Origin of the sequence: uncultured Roseibium sp. (genome assembly GCF_947494555.1) — a bacterium.
Lineage (GTDB): Bacteria > Pseudomonadota > Alphaproteobacteria > Rhizobiales > Stappiaceae > Roseibium.
Genome location: NZ_CANLVF010000010.1, coordinates 51,365 through 75,119 on the forward strand (window position 1 = coordinate 51,365; position 23,755 = coordinate 75,119).

Below are 23,755 nucleotides of genomic sequence, written 5' to 3' on the forward strand. Positions count from 1 at the left end.
GCCACCCCATGCCGAGGCATTGCTGCCACCTTACGGAGGCCCGGACCGAGCTTTCCAATCCAAATCCGCTTCAATCCCGGACCTGAGCCAAGACTAAGCCCCTGAGAGGAAACCCGCCATGACCAACTTAATGCTTTCAACGCCCGGCGTGGCTATACAGGAACTGCCTTTCAACACGCCGACGATTGCGGGCGTCGCAACCGCGATACCCGCGTTCATTGGCCCTGTTCGCAACGTGAATGCACCCGACGGGACCACCCTGATCGGAAACACCTGGCGCATCAGTTCGCTGCAGGAATTCGAAGCGTTGTTCGGGATACCGGCGGCCAGCACGTTTACGATACGCGCGGACAAACGCATTGATCAGAACGGTGCGCTGCTTGGTGTCGATGCGAGTTTTCAGGCAACGCCGGAACGCGTGCCGACGGGACAGCGCCTCTTTTACCATGCGCTTCAGATCTATTTCGACAACGGGGGCGGGCCCTGCCATATCCGGCCGATCGATGCCGCGGCCAATGCACAATCCAATTACGATGATGCGATCACGGCGCTGGAGAGCACTGACGAAATCACGCTGAACGTCATCGTCAACACAATCGGCGCGAATGCCGCAAATTACGGCTCATTGGCCACGGCTTCGATGCAGTCCTGCAATCGCACGCAGGACCGTTTTACCATTGCCGATGTGATCGATTCCTACCCTGGGGGCACGGTCGACAATTCGGGGATTCCCTCAACGCTCGGCCAGGACGTGACGACGGAATTCAGAGACCGGGTCACGGCGGTTTCAGAAGATGTTCTCAAATATGGCGCGGCGTATATTCCGTACCTCAACACCAATATGCCGGTGCTTTATCAAGCCGGCACCGTAGATATCGATGCCGCTTCGCAATTGATCACTTTTGACGCTCAGGGGAACCAGACCAGCACGGCCGATCTGTTCACAAATGGCGGTTCGGATTTGGCGCTGTCGGACAGTTTTTTTCAGGGCGTCGTTGACCTTGTGACCCCGGCCAATTCGCAACCGGGCGAAAAGCCGGTCGTCGAAGCGGTTCTGAACCTTTTGAACAGCACAACGCTGATCATGCCACCGTCGCCGGCAATGGCCGGGATTTACGCCCGGGTCGACCGGCAGCGCGGTGTCCACGTGGCACCGGCCAATGTCGGTGTGATGAACACTGTGGGTCCTGCGCTCGCGATCACGGACGAAGAACAGGGTCTTTTGAATGTCGATCCGACATCGGGCAAATCCGTCAATGCGATCCGTTTCTTCACCGGGCGCGGCACGGTGGTCTGGGGCGCACGTACACTTGCCGGCAACAGCGGTGACTGGAAATTCGTCAACCGGCGCAGGGCAGCCCTTTATCTGGAAGAGAGCATTGGCGATGCGCTCGAGGCCTTCGTGTTCGAACCCAACGTGTCCAAAACCTGGGTCCGCGTGAAGCGCATGATCGAAGGGTTCCTGCTCAACGAGTGGCGCGCCGGAACACTGGCAGGGCCGACGGCGGCAGATGCATTCGAGGTTTCCATCGGACTTGGAACCACAATGAGCCAGCAGGACATCGTCGACGGCATTATGCGGATCCTCGTGCGTGTGGCGCTGCCCGGTCCGGCCGAGAAGATCATCCTTCAATTCACGCAAAAGGCCCAGGTGGCCTGAGCCGCCGCATCCGAAAGGATCTGAAAAATGGTCAATTATCCGATCGCAAAATACAATTTCGAGGTCGAGATGGAAGGGTTCACCCGGATCGGCTTCACGGAAGTCTCCGGGCTCGACATTGAGACAGAGGTCATCGAATACCGCGAAGGCGCCTACCCGGAACCGTCGAAAATCCAGATCCCGGGCATGAAGAAATACGGCACCGTGACCTGCAAGCGGGGCATGGTGCGCGGCGACAACGAAATCTACGACTGGTTTCAGGCGATCCTTGATCCGACAAATCGTCGGGATGTTCAGATTTCGTTGTTGGACGAAATGCGCGAGCCTGTCTTCGTTTGGGTGATTTCAAATGCCTTCGTGACCAAGATCGCGTCCACCGATCTCAAGGCGGACGGCAACGAGATTGCGATCGAATCCATGGAGTTCAAAGGCGACTCCATCGCGATCTCGACACCGTAGGGCGTTTCCGATGACATTGGCCCACCCCTACAATCTGCCTCTCATTCACAATTTCCGGGTGGAGTTCGATCTGCCCGGTGCGGGAGATCTGGATGTCCGCTTCAGGGAGGTCTCGGGGCTTTCCATGGAGCTGGAACAGGAGACGGTGACCGAAGGCGGCGAGAACCGTTTCGTGCACAAGGTTCCGGTTCGTGCAAGCTATCCTGATCTTGTCCTGAAACGTGGGCTGATTGCGGAAAGCGCGGTAACCCAATGGATCAGGGACGCCGTTCAAAACCTCGTCATCCGACCGATCACCTTGAGCGTGGTCCTGCTCGATACGGAGCTGGAGCCACTGAGAACCTTCTCCGTGGTGAATGCCTGGCCGAAGAAATGGACGGTGTCCGATTTCAATGCCGAGACCAGCGATATCGCCGTCGAAACGCTTGAACTCGCCTACGCGCATTTCCGGGAGGTCTGACATGGCAGTACAGGTCAATCTCATCGAATTTCGCGGGCGGATCGAAGGCACGCCGAAAACGAAGCCGGCAAATGAAATGTCTGATACGGAAAAAGCCGCTGAGCGGGAACATGTAATTTCGGCCGCTGTTGCCGAGGCCATCGCCGTGATCCGGCGCCGGGAGGAACGCTGAAATGCCCCCGCCGGACGGTACATTGGTGAAGCTGACAATCGTTCCCTACGAGTCCTCAAAGGCGTTTGCGGACAGCCTTCCTGTCGGGCCGACATTCGAAGCCCAGATCAATCCGGCGGAATATACCGACGCTGTCGAACTGGAAATGAATGCCGACGAAACGCCTCAGGGCGCTGACGGCAACGAAGCAAAGGTCAAAGGCATCAAACCGAGGACCTATACGTTCGACCTGCCGCTAGAAGGTTCAGGCGCGCTTGACATTGACGGCCGTCACGGCGGCGACCCGAGTTCGGCGGAGAGCCTGATTGAGCGTCTGGATGCGTTTCGGGAAACCGTCGGATTTTCCGGTGAAGTTCACAGACAGAGATTTCTGCATCTGGCATGGGGACGGTTGTCCGTCACCTGCGCGCTGGAAACCTATTCCGTCAATTTCAAGCTGTTTGATTCGCAGGGTAATCCTCTTCGGGCGGTCCTGAGTGCGACTTTCAAGGAGCACAAGGACCCGGAAGTCCAGGAGAAGGAGAAGAACCTTGCCAGCCCGGACATTACCCACGGCCGTCTTGTTCACGACGGAGACACACTTGTAAACCTCACCTACGGGGTTTACCGCGACCCGGGTCTCTACATCGCTGTGGCCGAAGCGAACGGGCTTGATACCGTCCGCCGACTTGAAACGGGATCGGACCTGATCCTGCCTCCGGTGAGGTGACCGATGCCGCTCGAGCCGACACGCAGCGCTGCCCTGACCACGGTCACGATCCGGTCGAACGGAACCGAGATCCCGGGGACCTTCGCGCTTCTGTCGCTGGAAATCTCCCAGATTTGCGGAAGTATTCCCTATGCCCATCTCATCTTCCAGGATGGTGACCCGGCGAAACAAAGCTTCGATATCGCCGCGTCCGACACGTTCGTGCCGGGCGCGGAGATTGAGATAGACCTCGGGTACAACCGGAATGAAGAGCTGATTTTCAAGGGAATTGCGACACGTCTGCGCGCCGAGGCCCCCTTGAAGGGATCGTCACGGCTGCATGTCGAGGTGAAACATGCCGCTTTCCGCATGCATCACGCACGACATTCCCGCGTCTGGGTCGATGTGAGCGATGCCGATGCGATCGAGCAGCTTGCCGGTGGTTACGGGATCGGGTTCGAAGGAAGCTCGGAAACGCAACAGCCGCAGCTCGTGCAGCACCAGGCGACCGACTGGGATTTCTGCGTGCTAAGGGGCGAAAGGGTCGGGCAGCTTTTGGTCGGTGAAACGGACGGTCTGCGTCTGTTCGCACCAGATCCCGGCAAGGACCCGGCGGCGACACTGGAATACGGCCGGACGCTTTTCAGCCTGGATGTCGAGCTGAACGCGGAAGCGCAAGCGGCCGAGATCTCGGTTGGCGCCTGGAGCGCGGCAGAAGCGGAAATCGAAACGGCTGAAAGCGCTGCGAGCGATGTGCCGGGGCCTGGAAATCTCGACGGCAATGCGCTTTCCGATGCTTCAGGGCACAAGCCGAAACCAAGGCAGGCAGGGGCTCGCAATCAGGCTGAGCTTGACGATTGGGCGCGTGCTGCCATGCAACGGCGCCGGCTGTCGGCGGTGACCGGAATGCTGGAGGTTCAAGGATCCACAAGCCTGTCGGTCGGCAACATGGTCGAACTGAAAGGATTGGGGCCGCGCTTCGACGGCAAGGCGTTTGTCTCCGGCCTGCGTCACTCGATCGCCCGCGGAGACTGGCGATGCTTCGTCCAGATAGGTCTGGATCCCGCGTTTCACGACGAGCGGCACGATGTCTGTGCGCCACCGGCAGCCGGGCTCATTCCCTCGATCTCGGGACTGCAGATCGGCGTCGTCGACGAAGTTCATAACGATCCTGCCGGAGAAGACCGGGTGTCCGTCCGCCTGGTGAGCGAGACCGAGACATCGGAACCGATCTGGGCACGCCCGATGAGTATCGGCGGCGGCGAAAAGCGCGGTCTGGTCATGTTGCCCGATCCCGGCAGCGAATGCCTGCTTGGGTTTCTGGACAGTGATCCGCGAGACCCTGTGCTGATCGGTGGTCTGCACAGTTCCGCCGCAACCTCACCCCTGCCGGGCGCTGAGGACAACGATCTGAAGGGTCTGGTGTCGCGTGCGGGCACGCGGATTGTTTTTGACGACAGCGGGCCATCGCTCGTGATCGAAACCGAAGGCGACCGGCTGATATCGCTGTCCGATGACGAGGGAATAATCACCATTTCCGACAAGTCCGGAAACAAGATGGAATTCGACAACAACGGGATCACGCTCACCAGCAATGCCGACATAACGCTCGACGCCAAGGGCAACATCACGATCGACGGAACCAACGTCAACGCGGCTGCGAAAGCCGGCATGGAAATGAAGGGGACCACGTCGGCCAACTTCAAAAGCTCGGGATCGACCGTCGTGCGCGGCGCAACGGTCGACATCAACTAGGACCTATAGGATCGCAAGGAGGATCGACATGCCGCCGGCCGCCAGGATCAGTGACTTTCACACCTGTCCGTTGCAGACACCCGCTGTCGTGCCGATCCCGCATGTGGGCGGTCCGATTGCCGGACCCGGTGTGCCGCTTGTGCGGATCGGCGGGTTGCCGGCAGCCGTGCAGGGCGACATTGCTACCTGCGTCGGTCCGCCGGACACGATCCTCAAAGGGTCGACAACCGTGCGGATCGGCGGACGTCCCGCCGCGCGGCAGGGCGATCCGACGGCCCATGGCGGCACCATTTCCGCCGGCCTGCCAACCGTCCGGATCGGAGGTTGAACAATGGCCGTTGAGGACCGCTTCATCGGGACGGGCTGGGGCTTTCCGCCGACATTCGAAAACGGCGGAGTTCAGTTGACCGGTGGTGCGAGCAACATTCGGGAAAGCCTGCGGATTATCCTGACCACGACCCTTGGCGAACGCGTCATGCGTCCGGATTTCGGATGCAGGATCGAAGAAGAGGTTTTCGGTCCGATGAACTCCACGCGCCTCACGATGATCGAAACGGTGATCCGGCGTGCGATCCTGCTGCACGAACCCCGGGTGGATGCCAAGCGCGTTGCCGTAGTGGCCCGGCAACCGGAGGGCATCCTGGAGATTTCGCTCGACTACGAGATCCGCGGCGCAAAGTCTCGTTTCAGCCTTGTCCTGCCTTATGATCTGGAGGCAGGGCTATGAGTACTTGCGACCGCCGGGGCCCGCTCACGAGGACCGGTGCCGCCCAACCGGACCGCGATATCGCCGAACGCAGGGCGGATCACTTCCAGCTCGACGAAAGAGACGTGGCGGATCTGATCCAGTTCGGCCGAAGATTTGCCCGGCAGATCCGGTTTTACGCGAAGGACGGCGCTCCCGCCGGTGATTGGTCGTCGTTTTTCGACAGCGACATTTCCGCGGTACTTGCCTCGATTGCGAAATTGCCGGTCGATCCTTTCCGGCGTGCGCTCGGCGATGCAAAAGGCTTTCTGGAAGATGATCCGTTGCGGCCGGAAGCACAGCTCAGGGCGCACTTGGCGCTGGTCTTTCATTTGCCTATCGCGTTGCTGCAGGAGTTGACCCTGCGGCTGTCGCCGCTCGAGGCCGAGAACCCTTTCCGCCGCAGAATGACGCGTCTTCTGGAGACTAGCGTCGCGCCGCGGCTGGCGGAGTTGGCGCGGTATCACCAGGGCGGGGTGGATGAAGGGGTCATCCTCGCAAGCGCACTGAGCAAGACCAATTTGAACACCTCCGACAATCCCGGTCCGGGCCCGCAGATCGCGGATGAAGTGCGCGACATCATATTCAATGGCGAGGCATTCGAAGTAACGTCTCTGCCGGTTCACGTCGTCGGAGGGTTCGCCGCGACGGGGTGGAGTGACTTCTATGACGCGCAGACACCGGACCCGTCACCCTATCTCGACGGCTCCGACACCTATGCGCGGATCTATGATGCGCTCAACTACAATCTGCTCGTCTCCAGCATGGAACGCGTTTTCCAGGCGCTTGCCCGTGCCAGGAAGGAAGCCGAAGCACAGCTTCAGGAGAGCCTGACGGAGTTTGCGCGCCACACGCCGCACTACGGGCTCTGGCTTGCTTTTCTCTCCATGTACGACCGCGCCCGGTTGGAACTGAACGCGTTCACCGGCCGGCACATGGATTTCTACTTCGAAGACGTGTTGCGCCTGTCGCGAAAGGCGCCGACACCGGATCACGTCCATCTGCTCATCAATCTGGCCCGGGGAACGGAGGCACATCTGCTGCCTGCGGGCGCCTTGGTGCGCGCGGGAAAGGATGCAGCGGGTTCGGACGTCGCCTACGCGCTCGATGAGGACTTCGTTGCCAATCGCGGGCAGGTCGCCGAACTGAGATCGGTACGCGTCAACACGAAGAAATCCGGCGGCAAGGAATCCGTCTCGGCGCATGCTTCGCCCGTCACCGCATCCCTGGACGGTATCGGTGCCGAGCTGCCTGAGGAAACGCCGCACTTTGCCCCATTCGGGCCGGAGGCAGCGCCCTTTGCGCGGCTTGGATTTGCGGTCGCGGACCGGCAGCTCTTCATGCGGGAGGGAACCCGCATTGCGAAGATCAGCTTCAAGACAGCGTTTGGGGGCTCCATAGCGGCGCTGAAGGGCTTCAAGGTGAGACTAACCACCGAAGAGGGCTGGCTGGAGCTCTCCAATTCAGCAGAGCTCAAGGCGGAAATCACCAAGGGCACGGTCGAATTCACGCTCACACTTGCCGGCAATCATCCTCCGATTGTTCCGCATGATCCGGCCGTCCACGAGGAACCCTATCCGCCTGGTGTTCCTGTTGCCGAAATCCTGCTTGACTGGGATGGCAATGAAGCGGCTGCCTCAAGCGCAATGGCGGTTTTCAGGAATGCCAGCCGCAACAAGGTCAAGATCCAGACCGAAGCAACAGGATTGCGGCAGATGAGCGTGCGCACGGACGACGGCACTGCCGACCCGTCCGCTGTCTTCACACCGTTCGGTGCACAGCCCCGTAAAGACGCACGTTGGATCCTCGGCTCCAGCGAAGTGTTCAGCCGCCCGCTGGACACGCTGACGGTCAATGTGACCTGGGCGGAGGCTTACGTAAAAGGCCAGGTCTTTGAGAACCAGGCCGCAAGCGCCTATCAGGTCGGCTTCGACTACCTCTCCGGCGGTTCGTGGCAGAGCGGTGACACGAAGACGATATCGCTTCAGCTGGACGGGACGGGAACCAGTCCGCTGGCTGCGAAGGGAACCGGCAAGGCGCCAGCGGACGCGGAACTGCTGCTTGAAGATCCTTCCTTTGACGCAAAGCAGCGCACCGGCTTCATGCGCATGACGTTGAACCGCGACTTTGGTCACGATCGGTATCTCGATGCGAAAACGCTCGCTCTGATTGACCTTGCAAGCGGAAACGGGACCAAGCCTGTCACCAACTTTGCCGCAGGCGACACGATCATCGCCGAATCGCAGATCCAACCGGGTTTCAATCCAGGTTTCGATTCCCTCACGCTATCTTCCGGTCTGCCCAATCCTCCGTACACGCCCGTAATCGCGGAAATTTCTATAGATTACGCCTCGAAGCAGAGTACAGCCGAAGGCGTCTGGCGGGTCCACCCATTTGGCGTCGAACCTGCGAACGGTTCGGGGCGCGTTTTGCCGGACCTGCCCTTTGAAGGGGCGCTCTTCATCGGCGTCGACGCGCTCGATCCTCCGGAAACCCTTTCGCTCCTTGTCCAGGTCGCGGACGGCACAGGAGACCCGCTTGTTGAGTTGCCGGATCTTGATTTCGCCTGGCTGAAAAACAGCGGCTGGACAAAGTTCAAGTCGCAGGAAGTCATTGACAGGACCGGAGGCCTCGCTGGTTCCGGGCTTTTGTCCTTCGCCGTGCCCTCCGACGCGTCCAGCGATGCCCCGCACATGCCGCCCGGGCTGCACTGGTTCAGGATCTCGGTGGCTGAAAATGCCGACGCCATCAATCGACTGCATCTGATTGCGGCCCAGGCTGTCCGGGCAAGCTTTGTCGATCAGGACAATGATCCAGCTTTTCTGGAAAGCGCGCTGCCGGCCGGAACGATCAGCAAACTTTTGCGGCCGGATCCGGCCGTCAAAAGCCTTGAGCAGCCGTTTGCAAGTTTTGGCGGGCGCGGTTTGGAAACGCCGGACGACTTCCGCCGACGCGTGTCTGAACGCCTGCGCCACAAGGACCGGGCAGTGACGATGTGGGACTACGAGCACCTGGCGCTGGAATCCAACCGGAGCGTCTACCGTGCAAAATGCCTGAACCACACCGAGCTGAAACGCCAGGCCGGCAAGGTGGTCGGAGACAATGAAATGGCACCTGGTGCCGTCACCTTCGTGGCTGTTCCCTATACATTCGGAACGGACCAGCGCGATCCTCTGCGACCCTATTCCGATCAGGCGACGCTGCATGGATTGCACGATCACCTGGCACGCCGTTGCTCTCCCTTTGTCAGGCTTGAAACCGCCAATCCGAAATTTGAAGAGATCCATGTGTCGATGAATGTGGCGTTCCGGGAGGGGATCGCCGACACGGATTTCTATCGCAAGGAAATCGAAACGGCCCTGATCGGTCATCTGACGCCCTGGACGCAAAGGGGTGCGCGCGGCGTCGAATTCGGCGGCCGTGTGTACAAATCGACCGTGATCGACTTTGTCGAGGAGTTGCCTTTTGTCGACTACCTTGAAGACGTGAAGCTGTTTCACCGACGCAACCCGGATGGTCCGGTGCCGCAAACCGATCTGGAAATCATCCAGGCGTCAACGGCCCGCTCCGTACTCGTCTCCGCACGATCTCATGCGATTGGACTTGTGTGATGGCTGACGATCTCTTCATCCTTCAGGGAAACAGGCCAACAGGCGCGCGGGACTACGAAGCATTGCGGCGGCTTGGCATCGAACGTGTCACCGCACTAAGCGGCGAAATCTGGGATAATCACAACACGTCTGACCCCGGTATAGCGATGCTCGAGACGATCGCCTATGCGATCACGGATCTGGGTTACCGGACCGCGTTTCCCATGGAGGATCTTGTCAGCAGACCGGACGGCAGGATTGGTCCGGCCGCCGAGACAGGCCTCTTCCCGGCGCACGAGATCCTGACGACGTCGCCGGTCACGATCAACGATCACCGCCGGCTTCTCATTCGCATTGAAGGCGTGCGGAATGTCTGGCTCGACCCGATGACCGACCCGGGCGAGCCGGACAACTTCCGGCTTTCCGAAACACCGATTTTTGCAGACTGCCTGGCCGATGCCCTGTCGCATGATCCGCTCAACGCGGAAGGTCATGACAATCACCCCGTCAAGGTGAGTGGCCTATACCGTGTGCTGGTCGAGCTGCCGGTGGATGATGTTCTGGGTTCACTGAACGAGGCTGCGCTGGAAGTCACGCTGCGCGCCGGTCCGCTCAAGGGCGTCGTGATCGCGATCAATCCCGTCAATGATATGACCCTGGCATATGAGCATGACGCGCTGCCCGATCCGTTCGAACCGGATGCTGTGACCGCTAGCAACGTGACGGACGCGGGCAACGGTATCGAATTTGGAGCGGACCTCAGCGTTGAGCAGAACGGCAGCGTAATCGCCGTGCTCAACGGCTTGCAGATTACGGTGCTGGAGGACCGGCCCCGTCCGACAGACGATCCCGTTATTGTGACAGTCGGCGATCTGCAGGACGCATTGGGCGAAACCGGGCCCGACGGCCCGGCAGGATTATTCCTCAGAAAGCGGGAAGCCCGCCGACGCGCTCTGACCGCTGTCCGCCGCGTGCTGCATGCCCATCGTCCGCTTTGTGAAGATTACCTCTCGATCGACAGCGTCGCACCCTACCGCGTGGGGCTTTGCGCGGATGTTGATGTGACACCGGACGCGGATCTCGAAGAGGTCGAGGCCAGGATCCTTCACGCCATTGAGCTTTACCTGAACCCGCCACCCCTGTTCCGCACACTTGATGCACTTTTGGCGGATGGTGTGCCGGCAGACGAGATATTCAACGGTCCCTACATCGACTTCGGCTTCGAAGTCGGAGGCCGACCCATCTTTACCAAGCCCGGTTTCATTTCCGACGAGGATCTTGCTGCCTGCGAACTCAGGAGGAAAGTCCACGTTTCCGACCTGATCAATATCATCGTCGATCTTGAGGGCGTCGTGGCCGTCAGGAACCTCTCGCTCCGGGCTTACGATCTCCAAGGGGTGCCTATCGGCGACACGGAGCACTGGACGCTGGAGGTGCCGCCAGGACATCAACCAGTGCTGTTTTTCCCCGGTACGAAGCTGACGCTTTACAAGAACGAACTGCCCTATCGCGCGCAGCCGACCGAACTTGAGCGCACTCTGGAACATCTTCGGGCCTTGTCGCAGGCCGAACTCTACGTGCCGCCGGATCAGGTCCTGCCTCCGGTCATGGGACGTTGGCGGAAACTGGACCAGATCCCGACGCTGCAAAACGAACTGCCTCGGAATTTCGCCACAGACCGCTTTGGTCTGCCACCGGACGCGCCGAAGGAGCGCGTTGCGCAGGCGCGGCAGTTGAAAGGCTATCTGACATTTTTCGATCAGGTCCTTGCCGACTATCTGGGGCAGCTCGCCTCCGCTCGGCGGATCCTGTCGCCAGACAAATCGCTCGAACAGACCTGGTTCCCTCCGAGCCTGGAACACTTTCCGGGTCTTCGGGAGGATTTCCCAACCGAGTTTTTCGCCAATCCGTCCGAGATGACAACGAATGATCTGTTTCGCGTCAGACTGACCGAGACGCAGGAGATGTTTCTGGATCGCCGGGCCCGTGCGCTCAACCATCTGATTGCGCGTTTTGCCGAACGCTTTGCCGACTACGCCCTGATCTCGTTCCAGCTGTCCGGTGACCGGCTCATGACCGCACGCGAGTTGCTCGACGAGCGCTGCGATTTTCTGGCGGACTACCCGCTGGCGAGCCGGGAACGTGGCAAGGGTTTCAACCAGATGCCTGAGAACCCGGCGCTGATATGGGACAGTGCTAATGTCTCGGGTCTGGAGCGACGGGCGGCGCGGTTGCTGGGCATTGCCGATTTCAGCCGGCGGGACCTTCACTGCGATCAGGTGTTTGACGTCCTGTTCTCAGCTCAAGACGACGGAGGTGGCTTCAGAGTTGTTGTGATCACCGAGGACGGCGAAACGCTATTCTCCTCGGAAGAGACTTTTCCATCTGCCGAAACGGCCCTTGATGCTGCACGCGCTTTCCAATTCCGGATGGCCGATGAAAGCACTTATGTCATCGACGACACAGCGGGCGACGGGGCTGTCATCCTGAGCCTCGAATCCGGCGGGACCGTGCTTACCCAGCAAGGCACTTTTGCCGAGGCGCACGAAGCCTCAGACGCAGCCCGCCGGCTGCTTTACCGCTACAACGCGCTCCTGCAGCAGGATCTTTGCGACAGCGAGGGCATGCATCTTATCGAGCACATCCTGCTGCGCCCGCGCGCGCCGGGGGATGCCTTGATGAAGGTCTGCCTCAGCGAGGATTGCCAGTTTTGCGGCGAGGAGGATCCTTATTCCTTCCGGATCTCCGTCGTCTTGCCCTATTGGCCTGAGCGGTTCCGCGACCTGAACTTCCGAAGGTTCGCCGAACGGGTCATCCGTGAGGAATGTCCGGCGCACATCCATCCGCAAATCTGCTGGGTCGACAATGCGGATATGGCCGCGCTTGATCTCGCGCATCGCTCATGGCGCGAGGCACTGGCTGCCTGGCCGCGCGATGATGCCGCTCTTGCGGGAGCTGCGGCGGAGTTGATCGACGTTCTCGACAACCTCCGCACCATCTACCCGCCCGCCACGCTGCATGACTGCGACGATGGCGGCGACGAAAACATCGTCCGGCTCGACGAAACCAATCTCGGATATTTCTGAGGGAGAGACATCATGAACGACCATGCTTTTGCCCATTTCGTTTCCGGCCAGGTTCTGGGCGCGCGGGCTCTCAATGATCTCGTCTCCTATCTTGAGGGACAGGACAGGCTGAGCAGACGGACGCTCTCTGGAATTGGAGTGGTGTGCGGTTTCGAGGTCGATGCCGAAGGCCCGCTCGTTCACCTTTCCAAAGGGGTCGCGGTCACGTCGGAAGGCTACCTGATCGCGGACGATGCTGAAAGCTATGACCGGGTCCGACCCTATGAGTTGCCGGTATCGGATGCCGAAGACGTTCCCCAGGAGCAGATTGACGAAGAGCGATATCCGTTTTTCTTCGACGAAAACGATGAACAGATTCCGCTCTTTGAGCTTGTCGACACCGATTTTGAACCGGCGCCCGGCGAAGACGATCCTGTTCCGTTGACCGCCGCCTTTCTGGAAGACAAGACGGTGATGCTCTTTCTCGAGACGCGTCTTGAATCGCTCAAGAGCTGCGATGTCAACGACTGCTCCGACAAGGGTGCTGAATGGCGATTCACTGTGCGGCGCTTGCTGCTGACCCGCGATCAGGCCGACGCGATCCTTATGCAGGAAGAGGAAATTGCGGGACGGCCCGTCGACCGGGCGACGCACCCGATGAACGAACTCGTTCATCTTCGGCTGGAGAAGCTGAAGATCGCGGCCACCGGAACCGACAATTTCGCGGCTTTGATCCTGCGGATCGTCGGAATTGCGCTGAAACTGAGCCAGCATCTCCCGGACGCTCTGCGCAATGCCTATGCCGCCTATGGCTATCTGGTTGCAGACCTTTACGAGGAAAACGCGGACGTCTTCCCGAACACCTATTTTGCTAATGTCTGGGGCCAGCTCGCCCAGAACATCTTCATGGCGCAGTACATGTATGACTACATGCGCGACGTTGTCATGGCCTACAACGAGTTTGTGGAAGCGGCGGCAAGGTTCGAACAGGAGTGTCTGCCGAACCCGGACCGGTTCCCGCGTCACGTTTTCCTGGGCGATGCGACTGATAAACCGGATGCGTTCGCAACGGATTTCCCGACGCCGCAGGACGTTCTGGCCTGGAACCCCTTCAACGCAAGCACAGGTGCAGGCCTTCGGCCACGTGTCGCTGCGCGCCGGACCCATTTTGTTGCATCGCCCGCCCATGCCAACGGTCCTCGTCTTGAGGAGGTCCGGTCCCTGTTCCAGCGCATGCATCTTCTGGCGCTCACGTATCGGACCACTTCGCGCGTTCAGGCGCCCATCCGGCTGACCCCCAGCAAGACATGGGATGCGCCTTTGAGCGACAGGGCAATTCCCTTTTACTATGCGTTCCAGCCGGGGTCGGATCTGCACACAAACTGGAGCTACGCCAAGACGCGAACGCGGCTTTTGAATACGGTCTATTCCTACCAGTTCAGCGCGCCGACCGATGAACACCCGCTTCACTTCCGCCTCGATGGCCAGGATTTCATCCGGATCGAAGGCATCGTCGGCAAGCCGCTTGGTTCAGCTATGGCGCAGCTCGCCGGATGGAAACAGCAGCTTGGGCTTTCCTTCTCGATCGAACCTGTTTTCATGCCGCTCACACTGGGGGCCGATGATCTTGCCGGTAACCAGCTGGATGAGGTTGCCCGCGCCCAGATGCTGCAGGCCGCCCGGCAACTGTTCCTGTGCCGGCTGAGCGACATCGACCTCATTTTCCTGGTCGTCATAAGGGCAATTTTCGCGTTTATCGTCTTGCTGCTGCAGCGCCTGTCACGCCAGCCGACTACGCCGGGCTCTGTCATGAGGCGTGGCGATGATTTTTCCGGTCCCGATTTGGCCGACGGCATCGTCGCAGGCGGCCTTTTCGAAGTGGCCACCGCGTCGCGGTTTGCCATCGATCTCGATCCGCGCGAAACAGAAATCCTGCGCGTGCGGTCCGACTCTCTGCGCTCCGACATCATCTCGCGTCCGTTTGGTGTCGATGAGGTCCTGGGCCGCGTTACGGGAAAAGAGATCAGGGGCACGGCAGGCTCGCTCTTCCGGCAAGTCGGGAACCCAAGCGGTGGAGCCAACCTCTTCGAACGGACACGACGGGCCATCGTTGCCGACGGCGGCGACGAAGTCGACGTTCGAGCTGCCTACGCGCCGGTCAGTCTCATGTCCCAGGGCGTCGGCCTGATGAACATGCTGTCCGTCGACAGTCTCGCGGAATTCCAGGTGGAGGAGTTCGGCCGGCTCTACCGCGGCTTTTCGCAAGCTTATCTGAACTACGCGCAAACGTTCCGCTCGGCGCCTCTTGAAGATCCGGAAGCGCGTCAGAACCAGGCAAGTGTTGTCGCATCGGCCGAGCTCGTCGCCGCGCAAAGCAGCGCCTTTGCGGCGGTCAACATCAATTCCGAAATCACGGCGACGCTTCAGCGGACGCTGTCGGAGCTGACGCTCGGCGGATATGCGCGCCGGCATCCGGGACTTGAGCACCATGCAGGTGTGAATGTCGGCGGTACCTACGTGCTTGCCTATTGTTCCATCGATGCGCTGCGCCAGCAGGCCCGTCCGATTGATGGTGTCACGACCGGGCCGATCAGGCGGTTGGACGAGGACCGTGACAATCGTTCTGACGGAACCATCGACGGTGCCTTGTCGGCGGTCAGCTCCGCCCATGCGTTTGCAACAAAAGATCCGCTCGACCGGTTTGTGGTGCTTGCCGATTTCTGCCTGCCGTATCAGTGCTGCGACACTGACTGCTCCGATCTTTACCTGCGCCGGCGGTTTTCCGCCAATCCTTTTGACCCGGAAGGGAACCCTGGACCGATGGGTGTGCCACCCTTTGATGATGATGAGCCGGTAAGGGGCGGGCCCGACGATATCGTTTCCCTGATCGATCAGCCGATCGTCAACGATCTCAGGCAGGCGGGTGGCATTCTCTGGAACCCGGGAGACTTTGTGGTGCCCGACAGCGACCGCGACGAAGACGTTGTGATCCGGGACGAGCCGCCACCCGATCGTGCCCGGGCAATTCTGCGGGGTGCCGTTTTCCTGGAGGGCGACCGCAATCGCGAGCCGGTGCCGGAGACCGAAGTCATTCTGTCAGAAACCGGTGCACCGACGCGTCGTGTGCCAACCAAAGGCGGCAAGTTCGAGATACCCGTGCGCGCCGGCATGATTGCGGTTGGCGCTGCTTCGCCGGACCTGCAGGGCACCATGACGACATTGCATCTCGATCCCGGTGAAGAACACGAACTCACGCTTCTGGTTTCGAAACGGAGGGAATAGGAAATGGCCGGTGTGACACACCGGGTAGGATGCGCCCGTTTCAACATCTCGGGACCGGATCAGGCAGCCCTTTTGCAATGGCGCACAAGGCTCGAAGCGGCTGGGTCTGTCGACCTTGAAAAGGCGTTCGATGCCGCGATAACGGGTCTTCTGCCGCAAGACGAACTGCTTGTGATTGACCGGCTGGAAGTCGACCTCGGTGATTTCGCTGCCGACGATTTCGACCTTTCCAGACTGACCGCAGCGATGCGCGAAGCACTGCACCGTGCATTGGTGCAGTCGGTCCGCCGCCCGGACGTGCCGCCAGTGGTTTCGTCCGCGATCCACGTTGGGCAAGGAAGCGAACGGCATGCCTTTCGGGTGAAACTGGCGCGGTCTGCCGACAGTGTCCTTTGGACGTATCTTGCGACCGGTCGGCTCAGTGCGTTGGCGCCATTTGCCAATCTGCACGAGCTCTATGCAGCGATGGAGGTGACCGCTGCGACAATTGAATCGTTCAAGCGGCTTTTGGTTTCCCGAGCTTTTCAGGCACGTCGTGCGGCGCTGATGCGTCTCTTTGCGACGGCGCCGGTGCACTTGATCCGCACCTTGTTCAGTCAGGCCTACCCTGACCTTTTTGACGCCGTCTTACGAGAAACACTGGAGACTTTGCCTGACCGGAAAGCAGGGTTTGAAACCGGGCGGAGAATGCACTCCGATGTCGTGGCGATGGTTCAGGATGTGTCCAAAGTGCTCGAAACTGCGCACCCGGTTCCGGAGGTTTTTGAAGAAGTCCGTCTGGACGATGCCGATCCGGACACAGCACCCGGTGGGCTGGCCTGCGTAAACGCCGGCCTTGTCCTGCTTCACCCGTTTCTGCAGCCTTACTTCGAAGGCATTGGCCTGATGCAGGTAGGTGCATTTATCGAACCTGAAGCACAAACCATCGGCGCTCGCCTGCTGCACGCCATTGCGACCGGCGAGACCGACCACCTGGAACCGGACCTGGCGATCCCACGTCTTTTGTGCGCTGTTCCGGACGATCAGCCGGTGCTCCCGCTGAGAGATCTTGAACCGGATCATCTTGCCGAAGGCGAGCGCATGCTGACGGCTGCTATCGATGCCTGGAAGGGTATCGGTCACGCCACGATCGAGGGCATTCGGGAGACGTTCCTGCGCCGGCAGGGCGTCCTGACCGGGCCGCCGGACAGGCTGCTGTTGACGGTGGAACGCAGTGGTGTCGATATTCTGCTCGACCGGCTTCCCTGGGCGCTCAGCCTGGTGACCCTTCCGTGGCTGCCTGCCCCCCTGAAGGTGGACTGGACATGAAAACAGCCGCCCGGATGCCTGCGAAGACGGAAACCGGCCGCGCAAGCGGACCGCAGGGTGCGTTCTTCAGTGGCGCGGCGGCCCAGACCAAACTGAATGTATCGCGTCCCGGCGATCGCCACGAACAGGAGGCAGATCACGCCGCCGATGCGGTCGTTCATGGCCGTGGGCCGATGAGCAGCGGGAAACCGATCGCCGCCCGGATGACGCCGCTCAGCCACCGGGCCTCAGATGAAGCTGCAGCGCGGTCTCAGCATGAGCGCGCAAGCGATCCGCAATATGACGAACATGAACCTGTTTTGCGGCCCGACTGTCCGACCGTTGAGGACGAACCAGTTCAGATGGCTGAAGAGGAAGAGGCTCAGACCGCTGCTGAGGATGCGCAAATGTCCGCAACGGACAACGTGCAGATGGAGCAGGAGGACGAGGTCCAAGCGACGCCTGAAGAAGATGTCCAGAAGGAGCCGGAGGAAGACCTTCAAAAGGCGGAAGAGGAAGAGGTCCAGCGCGCAGAAGAAGAAGCGCAGTTGAGCGAAGACGAAGAAGAGGTGCAGATGCGCGGTGAAGCGCGTCGGCCTTCGGCGCGGGCCGTCCGGATGGGCGTTGTCGAGCGCCAGCTTCGTGCCTCGCGCGGGCGCGGCAATCCGCTTTCTGAACCCGTCCGCCGGAAGATGGAGGCCGCTCTTGGGGCGGAACTCTCCGGAATTCGCATTCATACCGACACGCCGGCTGTCCTGATGACAAAGATGTTGAACGCAAAGGCCTTTGCGTCCGGACGGGACATCTATTTTTCACCGCACCGGTATGCGCCTGGCACCCAGCGGGGCGATCATCTGATTGCCCATGAATTGGCGCACACGCTCCAACAGGGTGCTGTTGAGCTGAGCGACAAGGCGCCTGTTGCGCGTATGCCGGAGGGCGACAAGGTCGCCTCGCGGCCGGAAAGCCTGCGGGCGATCGGATACGCGAGGCAGCACATTGGCAAGATCAACTCCAAGACGACGGATGCGGAGGGTAACCGGTTCGGCTGGCAACGCCTTCTGGAGATCTTCCGGGGTGCCTTCGACGGCGATGTGGTTGATCCGACACTGATCAAGAAACCGATCATGAAGGATCCCTATGGGTTGCCGCACTGGTGCGGGATCTTCGCCTGGTCAAACCTGCGCAAGGCGGGGCTGCCTCTTCCGCCCTGGAAGCTTGGTGTGAGTATTCTGCCGCATGTGGGGGTCCGGCCACCCAACAAACTGCCGCAGAAGGGAGACATCGCCTACCGGAAGACTTGGCCCGGGGTGAAACCCAACACCCATCATCAGGCGATGGTGACAGGTGTTGAAAGTATCGAAACGGCAGCTGGCAAGCCGTTCGATTCAATCATGATACGAACCGTCGACGGGAATACGGCCGGGAATGACAATCTGGGCGGTCAGGTTGAGGAAAAGTGGCTTCCGGCGCGCCTTTGGGACAGTTTCTTCGATCCGACAGCGAAGCTTTCGCTTCCCGATGTGCCGTTGATCGTGACGGACCGGTCGACCGAAGACCTGGGCGGTCTTGGCGAAAGTGGAGAACCCGGTGATGCCAAGGCGCAGGAGACCGGATCGCAGGTCGAGCCGGCACCGGTCGTTGATGATGAACCGGCGCCCGCCGTTCCCGCCGACGTATTGCAGCCTCCGAATGAAGAAGTCGGTGTCGACCTGCCGCCAGAGCCTGACGCGTCTGTTGAACCTTCCGCGAAAGTCGAAACGCTGTCGCTCGAAGGACCATCGGACAAGGCGATGACGTCTTTCCTAGACGCATCCCCAAGCCGAATGGCGGTCACCGCTCCAACTGTTGGCGGCAAGCTGGACACCAAGGCGAATGCTGAAAAGACCAAGGCGGCAGATGAAGCACCTGTTCTGGAGGCAAAGACAGGCGGCGAGCTCAACCCCGAAATCACTGCACCCGGCGACATTCCAACACCTCAAGACACAACTCTTGGCGCTGACGGAAAGGGTCCGGAAACCGGTAACCTGACGGCTGACCCCTATCAGGAAAAGGGCGCTGCACCGACAACACGGACAATGCGGGACAAGGTCAAGAAACAGCCGGAAGGCGGGTTCCTGGACTGGCTGAAGAACCAGTTCACCAACCTGATGGCAAGCATCCGCACAAGCGATGACAGTGTGAACACCAGCGCGGGCGCGCGAAAACGGGTCGCGCTGACCGGCAAGGCGGATATTGGCCAGATGGGCCGCCAGCGGTCGGAGGGCACTGAAAAGCTGCGCGGCGAGCGCGACAAGCAAACGGCAGAGTTCCGCAATCACCCAGGCCAGTCGAACATTCAGCCGCGCAAGGTCGAAGAAAAGAAAACCGCTCCCGTTTCGAAAGAGCCGTCGGAACCGATTGCCGAGCTGCCTCCCGACGAAGGGGCAGCAGATTACGCGTCGGCGGAACTGCCGCAGCAGATCAGAGATGCGGCTGACGCAAAGATCGCACCCGACCTGCATGCCAATGTCGCCGAGGCGCGGTCTCAAACAGTCGCGGCGGCGGCCAAACGGGATGCCGACCGGGATGCGAGCGTTACCGAAGCTGAGAGCCGCGCGGAAAAAGCCAATGTCGAGGCGGACGACAAGCAGCGCCAGGCGGTGGTTGCCGGACGCGGCGATGTTGCCAGGAAGCAGGGCGACGCCATTGGCAAGGCCTATGAAGGGGTTGCGAAATTCGCCGGAGATGCTGGCAAGCGCGAGACGGACGACGCCAAGAAAATCCGCGACACTGTGAAGACCGAGGAAGGCAAGGCGGACAAGGAACTTGAAAAGGGCGAGGAGAAGGCCCGCAAACACAAGAAGGATGAAGAGGCAAAGGCTGCAGCGAAAAAGAAGGAATTGAAGGAGAAGAAAGAAAAGCAGGGCCTGTTCGACCGCGCCGTCAGTTTTGTCAAGGAAGCCATCAACAAGATCACCGAGGCGATCGACGCCATATTTGAAGGCCTGCGCAAGCTTGTCAAAGTCGCCATCGATGCGGCGAAAACCCTGGCGATCGGCCTGATCAATGCAGCGCGTGCGGTGGCGATCACAGCGCTTGAGGGCTACCGGACCTTTGCCAAGGGGCTCATCGACATTACGGTCGGGACGTTCTACCCGGACGTTGCCAAGAAGATGAATGAAGGGATCGATGCCGTGGTCGACACGGCCGTTGACGGTGTGAACGCAGCTGCCGACGGCACTATCGCGGGAGTGGAAGCTGCGGCCAACTGGCTCGGCAAGAAGCTCAATGAAATCCTGGACAAGTTCAAGGCAGGTCTCAAGGGCGCGATCCGGATGGCCGGCGCCCTGATGACCGGAGACTTCGCGGGCGCTGCCAGGATCGCCGTGGAGACGGCGTGCGAGATCGCCGGCATAGATCCGAAACCGGTCTTCGATTTCTTCGACAGGGCGAAGTCGCAGCTCGTTGCGATCCTCAAGTCGCCTGGCAAGTTCATCAACAATGTCATGACGGCTGTCGGCATGGGCGTGCGGGGTTTTGCCGAACGCTTCGGCCAGCACTTCAAGACAGGTGCGATCCAGTGGCTGACCGGCGCTTTGTCGGCGGTGCCGATCACGTTGCCCGCAAAATGGGACATCAAGGGCATTTTCAGCCTTGTGGCGCAGATCCTTGGGTTGACCTACGAAAACATCAAGTCGCGGATCATCAAGAAGTTCCCGAAAGCGGCCAAGATCTTCGATCTCGTCGAAAAGGGCTTCGCGTTGATCAAGAAGCTGGTCAACAAGGATTTCAGCGGTCTTTGGGAAGAGGTCAAGGCGAAGCTGGCGAGCCTCAAGCAAACGGTGATCGACGGCATCAAGAACTGGGCGATCGTCAACGTCATCAAGGAAGGCATAATCTGGCTATTAAGTCTTCTCAACCCTGCATCCGCGCTGGTGAAGGCATTGAAACTGCTTGCGGACCTGGTTTTCTGGCTGATCGACAACTTCAAGCGGATCAAGGATTTCGTGATGAGCGTTTATACGGCTGTCGCGAATATTGCCGCCGGTGTTCTTGGTCCCGCGGCCAAGGCGGTAGAGAATGCCATGGCGCGATCGTTGCCGGTGGTGATCTCCTTCGTTGCGTCGGCGATCGGGCTGGGCAATATCGGCGAAGCCGTGCAAGGCGTCATTCAGAAGATCACTGCGCCGATCAACAAGATGATCGACGCTCTGATCGACAAGGTGGTGGCTTATGCGAAGAAGCTCTGGGGTAAGGCCAAGAAGGGTGCCAAAAAGGTCAAGGACGCGGTGAAGAAATTCCTGTGGCCAAAGAAAGGGTTCACCGGCAAGGACGGCAAGTCGCACAGCATTCAGGTTTCGGGCGGGAAAGGCGCGAAGCGGCTTGTTATCCGTTCGTCTCCGGTTCCGGCGGCGTCCTTCATCGATGCCTACATGGCAACGCTCTCGTCACCCGATGAGGCCAAGAAGAAGCTCGCCAAGGACGCCAAGGATCTCATTGCCAACAAGATCGAACCTCTCATCAAAAAAATCGAAAAGCGGATCGAGAGCGGCAAAGAGGCCACCAAAACCCAAGGTGCGGATCTCCTCAAACACGAAACCGAGCTTTCAAAAATGCTGCGCCAGCTGGTGACCAACAATAAGCTGGCCAAGGCGAAGGAGCGCTACAAACTGGAAGGCCTGACCGGCCGCTACAAACAAATGGTGACGATGAAGGGCGACTGGCTGACGCCGGATCATCAGCCTCAGGCGAAGACCTTCAAGATCCTGTCGAAGAAATGGTACTTCGCAAAGAAATGGGGCGGCGCCAAGCTGCGTGATCACGCCAAGGGACATGCGGATGCGGCCATCGTCATCAATCTGCATCACCGCCGGCACGTCGCGGGCCGGACATACGGTAGATCGCCGGCCGACTTCATTCAATCCGTGGAGACGATTGAAGACGCAAATCCCGCGCCATCAAATGCCGAGCCTGAAAAGAGAGGAGCCATGGCGAAGACCCTTCGAACAAAAACGGTCGGGTTGCTGTCAAGTGAGCTTTCTCAGGACGTCGCGGCAATAAAGGGCGTGGTCGCCAGTACCGATCCCGGCGCGAAGCAATGGTCGGACATTGCTGAGTTCGCCGATACGAAGAAAGAAAAGACGGAGCTCATGGACAGCATTCGCAAGCAGGTGCAACGCGGTCAGGGCGCGGTGGCGAACCAGTCATTCGCGGGATTTAACACATGAGCCTTCAAGGATCTGAACCTTTGGAAAAGATCGAGACCGGACCGTCGTCAAACGCGCCAAATCTCACCAGAGCCCTGGATTTCCTGGAGACTTTGATTGATGCGCGGGTGCGGGATGTCCAGGACGAGAACCCGGGTACGCTGCCCGAACCGGGGTTTTTCGACGACGGATCGTCGTTTGGTGACTTTATCAGGGATCGCAGGCCGAGTTTTTCGGACTGGGTGGTGATCCTGCTGGCGCTTGCACCACATACACGGCCGCAGATGCTTGAGGCGGCGTTCCAGCAGGCATTGAAGAAGCAGGGCGAGTTTCCTCAATTCGGAACGCGCCGGGATGCCAACAGCCGTTCCCTGATCGCAACGGGTGAAACCGCCGCCTTTCTGCTCGCCGGAGAAGATCTTGAAGCCCGTTTCGAGGTACAGGCGCTGTTTACCTCCGATCACTGGCTTGCGCGCGAGGGTATCGTCGAGCTTGAGCCAGCGGAGGCGGGCGCACCGCTTCTATCCGGACGTATCCTGATGGGACGGGATTGGGTTGAGCTGTTGACAGTCGGGCACAGCTCGACGCCGCCTTTTTCGTCCGCTTTTCCCGCAAGACGCATCGAGACACAGCGGTCGTGGGACGACCTGGTACTCCCCGGTCAAACGCGCGAACAGCTCGATGAACTGCTTAGGTGGGCAGAACACGAAAAGTCCCTTGAAGGCGAATGGGGGTTCGGTGCCCGGCTTAGACCCGGTTACCGGGCGCTTTTTCATGGTTCCTCCGGTACGGGGAAGACATTTGCGGCGACGCTTCTCGGCCGTTCAACGGGCCGCGAGGTCTACCGTGTCGACCTCTCCGCCATTGTCTCGAAATATGTCGGCGAAACGGAGAAAAACCTGTCGTCCCTGTTTCAGGCGGCCCACCGGCGCGGCTGGATCCTATTCTTCGATGAGGCCGATGCACTTTTCGGAAAACGCACGGCCGTCAAGGACAGTCACGACAGATATGCCAACCAGGAAGTTTCCTATCTTTTGCAGCGGGTGGAGGATTTCGACGGAATCTGCATCCTGGCGTCCAACCTGAGAGCAAATATCGACGAAGCCTTCCTGCGCCGCTTCAATGCGATCATCAGGTTTCCGGAACCCGGTCCTGCCGAACGCAGCACGATCTGGGACCGGTCCTTGCCATATTGCGGAGCCGCAGGAGAACGTGCTGCACTTATCGAGGCGATCAATGGCTATGAACTGACAGGTGGTGGTATCGTCAACGTCGCGCAATTCGCTGCCATTGAAGCGGCCGCGAGGGGTGACAAGACCCTCTTTCTGCAAGACCTGCAACTGGGTATCCGCCGAGAGATCGAAAAAGAGGGGCGGGTCTTTAAGGCCAAGTCCTGACATGGC

At 59.9% G+C, this 23,755-nt stretch carries 14 protein-coding genes; all 14 read left to right on the forward strand.

The annotated features are described in order from the left end of the window. The first annotated feature begins 118 nt into the window (after positions 1 to 118). The 14 genes from Q0915_RS30925 to Q0915_RS30990 are packed head-to-tail and all read left to right on the forward strand — an operon-like array spanning position 119 to position 23,749. Positions 119 to 1,660 (forward strand): phage tail sheath subtilisin-like domain-containing protein, encoded by a 1,542-nt coding sequence (locus Q0915_RS30925; protein WP_299484195.1) that lies wholly within the window; start codon positions 119 to 121, stop codon positions 1,658 to 1,660. Positions 1,661 to 1,687: 27 nt separating this feature from the next. Further along, a complete protein-coding gene (locus tag Q0915_RS30930) occupies positions 1,688 to 2,119 on the forward strand; it encodes a phage tail protein (protein WP_299484196.1) in 432 nt (143 codons plus the stop codon). Positions 2,120 to 2,129: 10 nt separating this feature from the next. Next, the gene (locus Q0915_RS30935) at positions 2,130 to 2,579 is read left to right on the forward strand and encodes a phage tail protein (RefSeq protein ID WP_299484197.1); all 450 of its coding nucleotides are present in this window, start codon (positions 2,130 to 2,132) and stop codon (positions 2,577 to 2,579) included. Position 2,580: 1 nt separating this feature from the next. Further along, positions 2,581 to 2,751, forward strand: a complete 171-nt coding sequence (locus tag Q0915_RS30940) for a hypothetical protein (protein ID WP_299484198.1) — start codon at positions 2,581 to 2,583, stop codon at positions 2,749 to 2,751. Between the two features lies 1 nt (position 2,752). Next, entirely contained in the window at positions 2,753 to 3,460 is a 708-nt protein-coding gene (locus tag Q0915_RS30945; protein WP_299484199.1) for a hypothetical protein, read from the forward strand. A gap of 3 nt (positions 3,461 to 3,463) precedes the next feature. After that, positions 3,464 to 5,194 (forward strand): type VI secretion system tip protein VgrG, encoded by a 1,731-nt coding sequence (vgrG, locus tag Q0915_RS30950; protein WP_299484200.1) that lies wholly within the window; start codon positions 3,464 to 3,466, stop codon positions 5,192 to 5,194. 28 nt (positions 5,195 to 5,222) lie between these two features. Then, positions 5,223 to 5,522 carry a PAAR domain-containing protein gene (locus Q0915_RS30955; RefSeq protein WP_299484201.1) on the forward strand — a complete coding sequence of 100 codons (300 nt, stop codon included), beginning with the start codon at positions 5,223 to 5,225 and terminating at the stop codon, positions 5,520 to 5,522. A 3-nt stretch (positions 5,523 to 5,525) separates the two neighbouring features. Continuing rightward, entirely contained in the window at positions 5,526 to 5,921 is a 396-nt protein-coding gene (locus Q0915_RS30960) for a GPW/gp25 family protein (RefSeq protein WP_299484202.1), read from the forward strand. Continuing rightward, positions 5,918 to 9,550, forward strand: coding sequence for a baseplate J/gp47 family protein (locus Q0915_RS30965; RefSeq protein WP_299484203.1), 3,633 nt, complete (start codon positions 5,918 to 5,920; stop codon positions 9,548 to 9,550). The genes Q0915_RS30960 and Q0915_RS30965 overlap by 4 nt, the downstream gene beginning before the upstream one ends. After that, positions 9,550 to 12,615, forward strand: coding sequence for a hypothetical protein (locus Q0915_RS30970; RefSeq protein ID WP_299484204.1), 3,066 nt, complete (start codon positions 9,550 to 9,552; stop codon positions 12,613 to 12,615). The genes Q0915_RS30965 and Q0915_RS30970 overlap by 1 nt, the downstream gene beginning before the upstream one ends. A gap of 12 nt (positions 12,616 to 12,627) precedes the next feature. Further along, complete coding sequence (locus Q0915_RS30975; protein ID WP_299484205.1) at positions 12,628 to 15,876, forward strand: hypothetical protein; 3,249 nt, start codon at positions 12,628 to 12,630, stop codon at positions 15,874 to 15,876. A gap of 3 nt (positions 15,877 to 15,879) precedes the next feature. Next, positions 15,880 to 17,184 carry a contractile injection system tape measure protein gene (locus Q0915_RS30980; RefSeq protein WP_299484206.1) on the forward strand — a complete coding sequence of 435 codons (1,305 nt, stop codon included), beginning with the start codon at positions 15,880 to 15,882 and terminating at the stop codon, positions 17,182 to 17,184. Further along, positions 17,181 to 22,373 (forward strand): DUF4157 domain-containing protein, encoded by a 5,193-nt coding sequence (locus tag Q0915_RS30985; protein ID WP_299484207.1) that lies wholly within the window; start codon positions 17,181 to 17,183, stop codon positions 22,371 to 22,373. The genes Q0915_RS30980 and Q0915_RS30985 overlap by 4 nt, the downstream gene beginning before the upstream one ends. After that, on the forward strand, positions 22,370 to 23,749 hold the full coding sequence (locus Q0915_RS30990) for an ATP-binding protein (RefSeq protein ID WP_299484208.1): 1,380 nt from the start codon (positions 22,370 to 22,372) through the stop codon (positions 23,747 to 23,749). Before Q0915_RS30985 ends, Q0915_RS30990 begins: the two co-directional genes overlap by 4 nt. Positions 23,750 to 23,755: the final 6 nt, after the last annotated feature.

Excerpts from the sequence above, each read along its gene's own strand:
- Q0915_RS30930 (WP_299484196.1), top strand. The coding sequence starts at position 1,688 with ATGGTCAATTATCCGATCGCAAAATACAATTTCGAGGTCGAGATGGAA.
- Q0915_RS30960 (WP_299484202.1), top strand. The coding sequence starts at position 5,526 with ATGGCCGTTGAGGACCGCTTCATCGGGACGGGCTGGGGCTTTCCGCCG.
- Q0915_RS30935 (WP_299484197.1), top strand. The coding sequence starts at position 2,130 with ATGACATTGGCCCACCCCTACAATCTGCCTCTCATTCACAATTTCCGG.
- Q0915_RS30925 (WP_299484195.1), top strand. The coding sequence starts at position 119 with ATGACCAACTTAATGCTTTCAACGCCCGGCGTGGCTATACAGGAACTG.
- Q0915_RS30985 (WP_299484207.1), top strand. The coding sequence starts at position 17,181 with ATGAAAACAGCCGCCCGGATGCCTGCGAAGACGGAAACCGGCCGCGCA.
- Q0915_RS30975 (WP_299484205.1), top strand. The coding sequence starts at position 12,628 with ATGAACGACCATGCTTTTGCCCATTTCGTTTCCGGCCAGGTTCTGGGC.
- Q0915_RS30940 (WP_299484198.1), top strand. The coding sequence starts at position 2,581 with ATGGCAGTACAGGTCAATCTCATCGAATTTCGCGGGCGGATCGAAGGC.
- Q0915_RS30965 (WP_299484203.1), top strand. The coding sequence starts at position 5,918 with ATGAGTACTTGCGACCGCCGGGGCCCGCTCACGAGGACCGGTGCCGCC.
- vgrG (WP_299484200.1), top strand. The coding sequence starts at position 3,464 with ATGCCGCTCGAGCCGACACGCAGCGCTGCCCTGACCACGGTCACGATC.
- Q0915_RS30970 (WP_299484204.1), top strand. The coding sequence starts at position 9,550 with ATGGCTGACGATCTCTTCATCCTTCAGGGAAACAGGCCAACAGGCGCG.
- Q0915_RS30980 (WP_299484206.1), top strand. The coding sequence starts at position 15,880 with ATGGCCGGTGTGACACACCGGGTAGGATGCGCCCGTTTCAACATCTCG.
- Q0915_RS30990 (WP_299484208.1), top strand. The coding sequence starts at position 22,370 with ATGAGCCTTCAAGGATCTGAACCTTTGGAAAAGATCGAGACCGGACCG.
- Q0915_RS30955 (WP_299484201.1), top strand. The coding sequence starts at position 5,223 with ATGCCGCCGGCCGCCAGGATCAGTGACTTTCACACCTGTCCGTTGCAG.
- Q0915_RS30945 (WP_299484199.1), top strand. The coding sequence starts at position 2,753 with ATGCCCCCGCCGGACGGTACATTGGTGAAGCTGACAATCGTTCCCTAC.